11 protein-coding genes are annotated in these 12,235 nt (G+C 60.9%); 6 read left to right on the top strand and 5 right to left on the bottom strand.

Annotated elements, in window-relative coordinates; all coding sequences use genetic code 11:
* Positions 1 to 163 precede the first annotated feature (163 nt).
* The 4 genes from NKJ17_RS25285 to NKJ17_RS25270 are packed head-to-tail and all read right to left on the bottom strand — an operon-like array spanning position 164 to position 4,729.
* Positions 164 to 1,363: a mandelate racemase/muconate lactonizing enzyme family protein gene (locus tag NKJ17_RS25285; protein ID WP_352690539.1), complete on the bottom strand. Its 1,200-nt coding sequence runs from the start codon at positions 1,361 to 1,363 to the stop codon at positions 164 to 166.
* Positions 1,364 to 1,380: 17 nt separating this feature from the next.
* The gene (locus tag NKJ17_RS25280) at positions 1,381 to 2,742 is read right to left on the bottom strand and encodes a mandelate racemase/muconate lactonizing enzyme family protein (RefSeq protein ID WP_352509046.1); all 1,362 of its coding nucleotides are present in this window, start codon (positions 2,740 to 2,742) and stop codon (positions 1,381 to 1,383) included.
* A gap of 55 nt (positions 2,743 to 2,797) precedes the next feature.
* On the bottom strand, positions 2,798 to 3,964 hold the full coding sequence (locus NKJ17_RS25275; RefSeq protein WP_352509047.1) for a mandelate racemase/muconate lactonizing enzyme family protein: 1,167 nt from the start codon (positions 3,962 to 3,964) through the stop codon (positions 2,798 to 2,800).
* Between the two features lie 54 nt (positions 3,965 to 4,018).
* Positions 4,019 to 4,729, bottom strand: a complete 711-nt coding sequence (locus NKJ17_RS25270) for a GntR family transcriptional regulator (protein ID WP_352509048.1) — start codon at positions 4,727 to 4,729, stop codon at positions 4,019 to 4,021.
* Between the two features lie 208 nt (positions 4,730 to 4,937).
* Here NKJ17_RS25270 and NKJ17_RS25265 point away from each other — a divergent pair, with 208 nt between their 5' ends.
* The 6 genes from NKJ17_RS25265 (at position 4,938) to NKJ17_RS25240 (ending at position 11,406) form a co-directional block, all read left to right on the top strand.
* Positions 4,938 to 6,416 carry an ABC transporter substrate-binding protein gene (locus tag NKJ17_RS25265; RefSeq protein ID WP_352690537.1) on the top strand — a complete coding sequence of 493 codons (1,479 nt, stop codon included), beginning with the start codon at positions 4,938 to 4,940 and terminating at the stop codon, positions 6,414 to 6,416.
* A gap of 66 nt (positions 6,417 to 6,482) precedes the next feature.
* A complete protein-coding gene (locus tag NKJ17_RS25260; protein ID WP_352509049.1) occupies positions 6,483 to 7,442 on the top strand; it encodes a carbohydrate ABC transporter permease in 960 nt (319 codons plus the stop codon).
* The gene (locus NKJ17_RS25255) at positions 7,439 to 8,329 is read left to right on the top strand and encodes a carbohydrate ABC transporter permease (protein WP_352509050.1); all 891 of its coding nucleotides are present in this window, start codon (positions 7,439 to 7,441) and stop codon (positions 8,327 to 8,329) included. Before NKJ17_RS25260 ends, NKJ17_RS25255 begins: the two co-directional genes overlap by 4 nt.
* Before the next feature lie 10 nt (positions 8,330 to 8,339).
* Complete coding sequence (locus NKJ17_RS25250; protein WP_352690535.1) at positions 8,340 to 9,437, top strand: ABC transporter ATP-binding protein; 1,098 nt, start codon at positions 8,340 to 8,342, stop codon at positions 9,435 to 9,437.
* A gap of 33 nt (positions 9,438 to 9,470) precedes the next feature.
* Positions 9,471 to 10,634: a mandelate racemase/muconate lactonizing enzyme family protein gene (locus tag NKJ17_RS25245; RefSeq protein WP_352509052.1), complete on the top strand. Its 1,164-nt coding sequence runs from the start codon at positions 9,471 to 9,473 to the stop codon at positions 10,632 to 10,634.
* A gap of 22 nt (positions 10,635 to 10,656) precedes the next feature.
* Entirely contained in the window at positions 10,657 to 11,406 is a 750-nt protein-coding gene (locus NKJ17_RS25240) for a ribonuclease activity regulator RraA (RefSeq protein WP_352509053.1), read from the top strand.
* On the opposite strand, the gene NKJ17_RS25235 is transcribed toward NKJ17_RS25240, so the two are convergent.
* A complete protein-coding gene (locus NKJ17_RS25235) occupies positions 11,407 to 12,228 on the bottom strand; it encodes an alpha/beta hydrolase (protein ID WP_352509054.1) in 822 nt (273 codons plus the stop codon).
* Positions 12,229 to 12,235 lie beyond the last annotated feature (7 nt).

Below are 12,235 nucleotides of genomic sequence, written 5' to 3'. Positions count from 1 at the left end.
CGACGCTCAACGCGAGCGCGACGACCGGTTCTTGATCTCTACCTCAACCGCAGGCGCCCCTCCCGCGCAGCGGGTTCGTTCCCCGTGCCCGAAACGGTCATTCCGGATGCCAATTTGCGAGATTTTCAGTTCGCGCGGTGCAGGGTGGCGCAAGAAGGATGGTTCAGTCGAAGAAGCCCGCATCCTCTTCCCGGAGATACTTCCTGGCTGCTTCGGCGTCGATATCGAGGCCCAGCCCCGGCGCTTCCAGCAGGTCCACCATGCTGTCCTTCACGATCTGCGACGGCAGGCCGATTACGAGGTCCTCCCACCAGGGGTCGGAGGCGCTCGGGTATTCAAACGCGATGTAGTTGGCGGGCAGGCTGGCGCAGACATTGATCAGCGCGCCGAGACCTAGAAGGCCGTTCGCGGTGCCGTGCGGTGCCATCAGGATCGAGTGCATATAGGCGTGCTCGGCGACCCATTTGAGCTCGGCAATGCCGCCAATATCGGCCGGATCGGGGCCGATGACGCGCACCGCCTGCGTTTCGATCAGCTCCTTGAAATTGTGCCGCAGATAGATCTGCTCGCCGGTATGGATTGGCGTCGAGGTGGAGGTGGTCAGCTCCCGATAGGCCTGCGGATTGACCCACGGCACATAGTCGCCGGTCAGCATGTCCTCGAGCCACATCAAATTGTACTTCTCGACCGCGCGAGCGAACTTGATCGCATCGGGCAACATCCAGCCAGCGCCGCAGTCGAGCGCCAGGCTGACCTTGTCGCCCATCACTTCCTTCATCGCGATCACGCAGTCGAGCATGTGGTTGAAACCGCGCTCGCTGATCACGCCCTGATCCATGTCACCGTGATCGCCAGCCTTCTTCTGCGTCACGCCATAATGGAAGCCCTCGACGGTGTCCTTCATGTTGGAGTGGAACGAGATCCCTTGCTTGATCATGAAGAAGTTCTGCGGCTGCTCCATCATCCATTTCACGTCAGCGGAGTAATCCTCCGGCCGGTCCCCCGTTCGCTTCTGGCGGATCGAGCCGTTGTAGACGCGCACCTTGTCGCGCACCTTGCCGCCGAGCAGTTTGTAGGCCGGCACGCCTGCGGCCTTGCCGGCTATGTCCCACAGCGCATGCTCGATAGCGCTTACCGCCGCGCCATAGGGCTTGAAAGAGCCGCGTTGGCGGATCTTCAGCATCACCCGCTCGACGTCGGTCGGATCCTCGCCGATCAGCGCCTCGCGGAAATGCAGCACCCAGGGTTTGAGGTAGGTCTTGGTGAACTCGACTTCGCCAAGGCCATAGAGGCCCTCGTCGGTAACGATGCGGACGATGGGATGTTTGCCGATGACGGCGCAGCGGAGGTCGGTGATCTTCATCTTCGGTTCTTTTCGCCTCAGCTCCAGGTGCGGTCCCAGGAATACTCGTTGTCCCAATGATCCGTGGGCTGCCAGATGCCGGTGACACCTGGCTGCAGATGCTGCGAGATCACCTCGTCGACGACGTCGTCAATCCCCAGGCCAGGTTTGTCCGGAACAGTGATAAAGCCGTCCTTCACGAGCGGCTTGGGAACGCCGGTGACGATATCGTCCCACCAGTCGACATCGGCAGAGTGGTATTCGAGCGCCATGAAGTTTTCGGTCGCGGTCGCGACATGTGCCGCGGCCATTGCGGCGACTGGACTTTCGGCCATATGGATGGTCATTGCGACGCCGTGGTCCTGCGCCATGTCGCCGATCTTCTTGGTCTCGAGGATGCCCCCGCTGGTGAGCAGGTCCGGGTGGACAATGGAGAGGCCGCCGCTCTTGAGCAGGGGCTCGAAGCCCTCCTTAAGGTAGATGTCCTCGCCGGTGCAGATCGGCACCGTGGTGGCGGCCTGCAGTTGCCGGTACTGCTCGGTGTACTGCCATGGGATCACATCCTCGAGCCAGGCCGGCACGTATTTTTCAATCCGCCTGGCGAGCCGAATTCCGTTCTGCAGCGAGATGTGGCCGACGTGGTCAATGGCGAGCGGAATATCCATGCCGATCACATCGCGAACCTCGGCAATGTACTGCTCAAGCAGGTCGAGGCCCTTGTCGGAAAAGTGGAGGCCGGTAAACGGATGGGGGACGTTGTGCAAATCGTAGGCGGCATTGCGGGCGCGTCGCTCTTCAAGGGTCTTGACCGGGCCGCGGCCGGGATGGACGCGGTACCCTTCAAGTGAGCCGGCAGGAGACACGACCGCACCGGGTACATCCGCGATCTGCATCAGCCCCAGATCCATCTTGAGGAAGGTGAAGCCGAGCGCCATGCGCTGCTTGAGGCGCTTGCCGGTCTCGGTGCCGCTCGGCACGGTAGCGTCGGTGTCGCAATAAACGCGAACCTTCTCCCGAAACCGGCCGCCGAGCATCTGGTAGACGGGCACGCCGTAGGCCTTGCCGGCGAGATCCCACAACGCAATTTCGACCGCCGAGACGCCGCCGCCTTGCCGGCCGTGGCCACCGAACTGCTTGATCCGGCGAAACAGGCGGTCGATGTCGCAAGGGTTCTCGCCAAGCAGCCGGCTCTTCAGCATCAGCGCGTAGGTGGCACTGGCGCCGTCGCGCACCTCGCCAAGCCCGACGATGCCCTGGTTGGTGTAGATCTTGAGCAGGGTCGAGGTGAACGGCGCGCCGACGATTTCGGCTATCCGCATGTCGGTGATGCGAAGCTGGGATGGCTTGGAGTTCGCGTTTACCCGATTGAGCGCTTCGTCGGCGCCACCTGTCTTTGCCATGACTTATCCTCGTTTCGGCTTGTCGCCCCGCACCCGGCGCCGGCACAGAGTGTTGCTAGCCCAGCTCGATCTCGTGGGCCTGCAGGTAGTCGCGGTCCATCTCAATACCGAGACCAGGCTTCGACGTCAGCTTGAGGCTGCCATTCGAAATGTCGAGTGGTCTGTCGATCAGGTGATCGTATTTGCCCAGGTTCCACTCCGACGTTTCGAGTTTGTAGAAGTTGGGAACAGTCATCATCACCTGCGCTCCCGCAACCACGTTGATTGGTCCCGCGGCGTCATGTGGCGAGATCGGCACGTAGTAGGCTTCGCACAGCGCAGAAATTTTTTTGAGTTCGGTAATGCCGCCGGTCCAGGTAACGTCGGGCATGATGTAGTCGGCGAGCCTGTTCTCAAGCACCGGCACGAAATCCCATTTCGTGTGGCCGCGCTCGCCCCATGAGATAGCGGTATTGACCTTCTCACGCACCTGTTTGAGCGCGTTAAGGCTCTCGGGCGGGCAGGGCTCCTCAAACCAGTCGATCTGGCCGGCCTCCTCGAGACTCCGACAGAGGCGAATGGCGGTGGGGACGTCGAAGCGGCCATGCGCATCGATGAGAATGTCGATATCGGGTCCTGCCGTTTCGCGGATCAGAGCCGTGAGCTCGGCGGCTTCGCGCTCGTCCTTGCGGGTCATGCTGCCATCGAGGTAGCCGTCCCGCTGTTCGCGGGGCAGGCCATCGGCGCTGCGGCCCTGGTGGGGGTAGGGATCGAACTTGAGCGCAGTGTGTCCGGACTCGACAATGTCTAGAATTTCGCGGACCACAGCCTCCTTGCTGGTGAATTTGGCCTGGTTGGGATGGGTGTAGAGCGCGATCTCCTCGCGTACCGGCCCGCCCAGCAGCTCGTAAATCGGCTTGCCGAGGACTTTGCCCCTGATGTCCCAGAGGGCTATGTCGATAGCGCTCACGCATTCGACGGCGGCGCCGCGGCTTCCCATGTAGGTGAAGCTGCGGAAGATCTTGTGCCAGAGATGCTCGATGCGCGCCGGATCCTCGCCTGTCACGGCGACGCCGATCTGCCGCAGGATCGTGCAGAGAGCGCGGTTGGCGAGCCTTGTCGTGGTGGTGATCTCTCCCCAGCCACTCACTCCCTCGTCGGTCGTCACTTCGACGAACAGGAACTCTCCCCAGTAAGAAGCATCGGACTTGATCAGCCACGGCCGGATGCTCGTGATTTTCATCTCAACTACCTTTGCCTGAAAATAGTCAGCTAACGATGTTCTGGACTGGACATTCTATCCGGCCCGAGCGGCGTTGCGCGCTCGCATCTGTTCCAGAATATGCCGGCCCGAACCCTCGACATGGCGGGAAACGAGTTCGGCCGCCTTGTCGGCCTCTCCCGCCTTCACAAGCGCGATGAGTTCGCGGTGCTCGCGCATGATCGCGGCACGTCGCGCCAGCGTGAAGTTGAAACGACGGCTCACGGCTCGCAGCACTTCGCGATGCTTCCACCAAAGCTCGGCGGCGTGGCGGTTGTAGTGCCGTTGGTACATCACGGTGTGGAAAGCGGTATCCAGCTCACTATGCCTGAATGTGTCGGCGAAATTGTTCTCTTCGATCAGGCCCTGGAGACGTTCGAGTTCGGCGATGTCCTCGCCGGTAGCCATGTTCACAAACCATCGTGTCAGGGCTGGCTCGATCAGAACACCGATCTCGTAGATATCCCGGACAAAATCCTGATCTATGGGTCGGACACGCGCCCCGCGGTTGGCGACAAAGGTGACAAATCCTTCGCCGCGCAACAACTGCAGGGCCTCGCGCACAGGATTGGTCGAAGTGCCGTGACGCCGGGCGAGATCGGTGACGACAAGCCGTTCGTTGGGGGCGAGCCGTCCCTCGATGATGTCTTCCCGGATCAATTCATAAAGCGAGGCGCCCTCGCTGGAGGCTCCGATAGGATCGGTCCCCACCGGGGGCATCGCTTTGAAATCGCTTGTTTCGGCCAAGGCCGGCTCCCCATTTTAATACATACCTTGCCCGATATCACACACGGCTTTCGCAAACAATGTACGATTCTGCGCGTTGACAGGCAATCCATGATCTGAAAACGTACCAAGCGATCGAGCGGATACACTGATCTGAAAGAAGCATCCTCGCGATCGAAACGAGCAAGGACCGCTTTAGGGCGGCATGGGAGAACCAGGGAGGATACCTATGACGAGAATTGCCCTCGGCAGTGCCGTCCTGCGCGGCACTGTCGCCACTGCTTTGATCGCATCCCTGACGTCTACATCGGCGCTGGGTGCACCGCCGGTCGACCTGAGCAAGTGGTCGCCGGAATATGTGCGCTCGATTGCGGGCACACAGGATTTTGACACGGCGGCCGATTGCGCCAAGGTCACCCCCCTCGATTACAAGGGGCGACTGACTTTCTGGTATCAGGGCGTGTTCGAGGGCGACCCCGACCTCCTGCGCCAGTACTACAAGGATTTCTTCGAGACCTTCCGCAAAACCTATCCGAACATCCAGCTCGAGGAACAAGCCCTCACCTATAACGATCTTCTCGACAAGTTCCGCACCGCGCTCCTGGGCAATGCCGCGCCGATGGCGGTCCGCCTGCAAATCCTGGGTGGCACCGAGTTCGCCTCAAAGGGGTATCTGCAGCCGCTCAAGCCAGAGGACGTGGGGTATTCGACCGAGGATTTCTGGCCCGGCGCCATGAAGGCCGTGACCTGGGAGGGCGTGACTTACGGCATTCCGACCAACAATGAGACGATGGCGTTCATCTGGAACGCCGACATCTTCAAGCGTGCCGGCCTCGATCCGAACAATCCGCCGGCAACGTGGGACGACGTGGTCAAGTATTCCAAGCAGATCCACGATAAGCTCGGCCTTGCCGGATATGGCCTCGTGGCTCGCAAGAATGCCGGCAATACGCCGTACCGCTTCATGCCACAGCTATGGGCCTATGGCGGCGGCGTCTTCGACGAAGCGACGCCGAATCCAACCTATGAGCAGGTCCAGCTCGATAGCCCGCAAAGCAAGGCAGCGCTGCAAGCCTCCTACGACATGTATGTTCGCGACAAGTCGGTTCCGGTTTCGGCACTCACCAACCAGCAGGCCGATAATCAGCCCCTGTTCGTCGCCGGCCAGCTCGGTATGATGATCTCGCACCCGTCCGATTACAACGTGATGCTCGACCTGCAGAAAAAGGCGACGGGCACCGACAAGGACAAGGCGCAGACGGTCATCGACAACATGCGCTACGGCCTGATCCCGACCGGCCCCGACGGCAAGCGCGCCGTCGTGTTCGGCGGCTCGAACATTCACATCCTGAAGCCCGAATATGTCGAGGGCGGCAAGGTGGACGAGCCGGCTGCAAAGGCCATCATCTGCATGTGGACGAGCCCCGAATGGTCGCTGAAAATGGCCTACGCCGGCTCGAATCCGGGCAACCTCAACGGCTTCAAGACCAAGTGGATGAAGGAACGTCTGGACAACATCAAGTTCCTCGATGTCACGACGTCGATGCTGCCATACGGCATCCCGTTCCCAGCGCTGCCGCAGGCCCCCGAGATCATGAACATCATCATCCCGGACATGCTGCAGAACGCCCTGACCGGAGCGATGACCGTCGACCAGGCAGCGGACGACGCAGCCAAGAGGGTGAGAGAGCTGATGGGCGGACTCTAGCCCAGACCTGACCGGCTGGGCCGATGGTCCAGCCGGTTCGTTCCGAAGAATAAGGGCACGCCACAAGTGACGATCGTGACCGGCAAGGCCGAGGCTCGCCGAAGATTGCAACCCGGTACCGCCGGCGCGCTGCGGAAGATCTGGCAGCATCGCGCGGACTACGCGTACGTGCTCCCGGCGATCGCGGTGATGCTCATCGTCATCGCCTATCCGATCTACTACACGGTCGAGCTGTCGTTCTTTAAGACACCGCCTGGCCTGCAGCTCCGCGATAAGACCTTCATCGGCTTCGACAACTACACGACCATCCTCACCAGTCAGGTGTTCTGGAAAGTCACCTGGAACACTTTGATCTGGACACTGGGGTCAACTTTCATCTCCTTTGTTCTGGGGTTTGCCACAGCGCTGGCGCTCCACCGCGACTTCATCGGCCGTGGCGTCTTGCGCGCTGTCCTGATCATCCCTTGGGTCATCAGTGCCGTCGCCGCCTCCTACATCTGGAAGTGGATCTACCATTCGGACTTCGGAATCATCGGCGCGGTGCTGGTTGGCCTCGGATTGGCCGACCAGCCGCCGAATTTCATCGACAATGTCAGCACGGTGCTGCCCTCCCTGATCGTCGTCAATATCTGGCGCGAGTTTCCGTTCGCCATGATCATGATGATGGCCGGCCTGCAGACAGTCCCCGACCAGTTGCTGCGCGCCGCAAAAGTCGACGGTGCCAATGCATGGCAGCGCTTTTGGCACGTCACCTTCCCGCACTTGCGCAACGTCTCGGTGGTGACGATGCTGCTGCTCGCGGTGGCCAACTTCAATTCCTTCATCATCCCCTGGATCATGACCGGCGGCGGGCCGTCGAATGCATCGCATATCTGGATAACCCATATTTATGAGCTCGCCTTCGGACGGCAGCGCTGGGGCGTGGCATCGGCCTATTCGGTGCTCCTGTTCCTCACACTGATGACGCTGGGCTACTTCTACGTCCGTGCGTTAAGCGGCAACGAGCGGAAAGAGGGGAGCGCATGAGCACGATTGCCGAGACAGCCCCTCGAGCCCAGGCCCGTCGCCGCATGCGCGTCGACGGATGGCGGTGGGCCGGGCGCATATTCCTCGTGTTCATGCTGCTTTATACCGCGTTGCCGATGATCTGGATGCTGATCACCTCGATCAAGTCCGGATTCGCGGCGACACAATTCCCGCCGCAATGGTGGCCGGACGAACCTACCCTCGCCAGCTACCAGAAACTGCTCGATCCGCAGAACAGCGTCGGCCAGGACTTCCTCCGCTTCTTCTGGAACAGCCTTTTCGTGTCGACCGTCACGACAATTCTTTCGGTGATCGTGGCTGTCCCTGCGGCCTACGCGTTTTCGCGCTTCAGTTTCCCCGGCCGGAATTTCCTGTTCTTTGCCGTGCTGCTGCGCAATATGTTCCCGGCGGTGATCTTTCTCGTGCCACTCTTCATCCTGATGCGCGCCATCGGTCTGATAAACACGCACGGCTCGCTGATCCTCACCTATCTCACCTTCGGCCTGCCGCTGGCGATCTGGCTGCTCAAGGGCTTTTACGACAACATCCCGGTGCAGCTTGAGCAGGCGGCGCGCATTGATGGCGCCACACGGTTCCAGGCCTTCATCATGATCGTGATGCCGCTCTCGACGCCGGGGATTATCGCCACCGCAATCTATTCCTTCATCGGCGCGTGGAACGAGTACATCTACGCCTACACCTTCCTCTCCAAGAACGAGCAGTTGACGCTGCCGGTCGGCATCCAACGCTTCTTCTCGGAAAATACGACGGACTTTCCGGGCCTGATGGCGGCGAGCTTCATGATGAGCGTGCCCGTCGTGGTGCTGTTCCTGGTCCTGCAACGATACTTTGTACGCGCCCTTACAGAAGGCGCGGTCAAGCACTAGGGAGTTGCCGATGGCCCACGTGGTCCTCCAAGATCTCGTCAAGAGCTATGGCAGCTTCAAAGCTGTCAACCACGTCTCACTGACGGTCAATGACGGCGAGTTCGTTGCGCTCGTCGGCCCTTCAGGCTGCGGCAAGACAACCACGCTCAATCTCGTCGCCGGGCTGACCCCGATCTCATCGGGCGACATCATCATCGGCGAGCGGGTGGTCAACGACCTCGACCCCAAGGACCGGGACATCGCAATGGTGTTCCAGAACTACGCGCTCTACCCGCAGAAATCGGTCTACAAGAACCTGGCGTTCCCGCTTCAAATGCGCAAACTCCCCAGGGACGAGATCGACAAGAAGGTCAAGGAAGCGGCGCGAGTGCTCGACATGACGCATCTGCTCGAGCGCAAGCCGCGCGAACTTTCGGGCGGACAGCAGCAGCGTGTGGCCCTTGGCCGTGCCCTCGTTCGCGACCCCGCCGTGTTCCTCATGGACGAGCCACTGTCTAACCTCGATGCCAAACTGCGCGTGCAGATGCGGTCGGAGATCAAGCGTTTCCACCAGGACCTCAAGGCGACGATCATCTATGTGACGCACGACCAGCTCGAAGCCGTGACCATGGCTGACAAGATGGCGGTGATGAATGGCGGCTACCTGCAGCAATACGATTCACCGGCGCAGGTCTTTGCCCATCCGGTGAACATGTTCGTGGCCAGCTTCATCGGCAGCCCGGCGATGAGCCTTATTCCGCTAGAGGCCTCGATGGCAAACGGCAACACGGTGTTGACCGGCGCCGAGGGCTGGCGCCTTGAGCTCTCAGCGCGCAATGCCCAGAAGGTGGCGAAAGCGACGACCCGGAAAGTCGTGCTCGGCGCACGTCACTCGACGATCAAGCTCCACAAGAGTGCGGTACCAGGCAGCGTCCCTGCCAAGGCCTATACGGTGGAGCCGACCGGCGACGTCACCTTCGTTCAGGCGTTCCTGTCCGGCGCCATCGTCAACGTCAGCGTGCCGCCGAACATTGCCGTCGCGCCCGACGAGCAGATCTGGCTCGAGTTCGACCAGGAGCGGATGCATGTGTTCGACGGCGAAACTGAAATGGCCCTCAAGGCCAACTGAGATAGGGCGAATGCGCGTGAAACGTGGGCGTGGATGACTGAGAAGCTTAAGATCACCGCGATCAAGCCCTATCCGGTGTGGGTAGGAACCCGCAATCAGATGCTCGTCAAGATCGAGACCGACCAAGGCATCTTCGGCTGGGGCGAGAGCGGCTTGAGCGGTCGCGAGAGGGCCGTGGCCGGCGCGGTCGAGCACTATCGCGAGTTTCTCATCGGCCGCGACCCGATGCAGATCGGGCGGATCTGGCAGGAGGTTTACCGCAGCCAGTACTTCGAAGGCGGGCGAGTCCTTCAGGCGGCGATTTCCGCCATCGACATCGCCCTTCACGACATCAAGGGCAAGGCGCTGGGCGTGCCGGTCTATGAGCTGCTGGGCGGCAAGCAGCGCGACCGCATCCCCACCTTCGCCTCGACCGGCGACGAGGCCGAAGGCGATGTTGCCATCGAACGGGCGCGCGAGCTTCGCGCACAGGGGTGGCAGGCAATCCGCTTCTTCCCTTTCGGGCAAAACAGCAAGGACATCTTCGAGCCGCGCGAGTCCATCGGCGCTACCGCGAGTATGCTGAACAAGGCGCGCGAGGCGCTGGGCGGCGACGTGGTCCTCGGTCTCGACTATCATCATCGGCTGTCGGTGGCAGAGGCGGCGAGCTTCTGCAACAAGCTCGGCCGCGGCGTGCTTGATTTCCTCGAGGAGCCGATACGGGCCGAGACGCCGGAGGCCTATGAATCACTGCGCACGATGACCGACATCCCCTTTGCCATCGGCGAGGAATTTGCCAGCAAGTGGCAGTTCCTGCCCTACATCGAGCGCGGCATCCATCAGTTCAACCGGATCGATGTCTGCAATGTCGGCGGGCTCACCGAGGCGATGAAAATCGCTGGCTGGAGCGAGGCGCATTATGTGGACCTGATGCCGCACAATCCGCTTGGTCCAGTGTGCACGGCCGCGACCGTGCATCTCGCTGCAGCGGTACCCAACTTCGCGTGGCTCGAGACCAGGGCGCCCGAAACGAAGCTGGGCTTCGACAATTCCGACTTCTTCCCCGTGCAACCACGGCTCGACGGGACCGATTACCCGGTCGGCGATCTGCCGGGGCTCGGCGTCGAGGTCAACGAAGTTGCGGTCCAGGCGCAAAGTCTGCGTTTCTGGGAAGCGCCTCACCTTAGGCGCCGCGACGGTTCTGTTACGAACTGGTAGTTCCATTCAATCGGAGTCCACAATGACGCATACTTCCGACATCATGCGGCCGCCTAAAGACCTGATCGACGCGCTAAGGGAGATCGGCGCCGCGACGGTGGCCGGCACGCTTGGCCACATGGGCTTCCGCAATCCGCACATGGTCGGTCCGGTGGCGCAAAACCACGGGAAATCGATCGTCGGGCCGGCGTTGACGCTGCAGTTCCTGCCGCAGCGGCCGGACCTCTTCACCGAGGGAGAATATGCCGATCCGGAGACGCAACTGCACCGGCACGTGCTCTATCACGCGCAGGAGGGCGATGTGGTCGTGGTCGACGCGCGCGGCGACATGAGCTCGGGCGTCTTCGGCGATATGATGTCGACCTATTTCAAGGGCAGGGGCGGGGCGGGTATCGTCATCGACGGATGCATGCGCGACCGACCCAATGTCGAAAAGCTCGACCTGCCCCTATGGCTGCGCGGCTGGACGCCAAACTATCATGTGCAGACCAGCATCTATCCCAATGCCGTCAACGTCCCGATTGCCTGCGGCGGTGTCACGGTGATCCCCGGCGACATCATCGTCGCCGACGACGACGGCGTGGTGGTGCTTCCCGTCGTAATGGCCCCGAAGGTGATCGAAGAATCACAGAAGCATCACGATTGGGAGGAGTTCTCGCGAGCGAAGCTCATGGAGGGCGGGCCGTTGCAACGCTACTATCCGTTGCATGACGATGCCCGCGGGGAGTACGAGGAGTGGCGCAAAACAAACCGCCCCGAGAACCCGAGTTAGTCAGCAGGCCTTGGCGATCAGTTTTGCCAGGCAATCGGCAGCCTCAGTCCCCGGCACGCCAAGATCTCTTACACTGTCCATGTGGTTGCGGTTCGGGAGCACATGCGACGTTACCAACGATCCCTGCCGCAGCAAGCTTGCTTTGAATCGATCGGCTTGCTGATGGAAGGGTGGCGTCTCATTGGCTCCGACCAGAACCGTCGTCCTGGTTTGACGATCATGCCGATAGGCCAGAGGTGTGAACGTGGCGACTTCCTCGTCGGTTATTCCAATCTCGTTGGCGAGAAAGGAATCCTGGAGCGGCTTCAAATCGTAGAGCCCGCTCAACAGAAGGGCTGCCCTCACATTCGAGGGGGTATGCTCTCCCTCGAACAGAAACGTTGCAAGATGTGCTCCTGCCGAATGACCACTGACGGTCAGGACCATCGGGTTTCCACCATGATCGGCGATGTTGGCCAGGACCCACTGCTTGGCGCTGCGCACCTGGTCGACGATCGTCGCCATTCTGACCTTGGGCATCAGAGCGTAATCAAGAATGACGGCAATAGCCCCGGCCTGGGTAATCGTCGTCGCCATGTATGAATAATCGCGCTTGGAGAACATTCTCCAGTAGCCGCCGTGGACAAAGATGTGCACTGGCAGGGCCGTTCTTTTGCACGCGGGAAAGAACAGGTCCATGGTTTCGGTCGGATCCGGTCCGTAGGCCACGTCAGCGGTCATCGCAATAGTGGCGCGGGCGGCTTCGCTGCGATCAATGAAGTCCTGCACGATTTCGTCAAAATCCGCGACGTGGTCGCGTATACGAAAGGGATCGCCTTGCATTCTTCTG

Origin of the sequence: Mesorhizobium sp. M0208, assembly GCF_040322015.1 — a bacterium.
Classification (GTDB): Bacteria; Pseudomonadota; Alphaproteobacteria; order Rhizobiales; family Rhizobiaceae; genus Mesorhizobium.
This window is presented reverse-complemented; position numbering and strand designations above follow the sequence as displayed.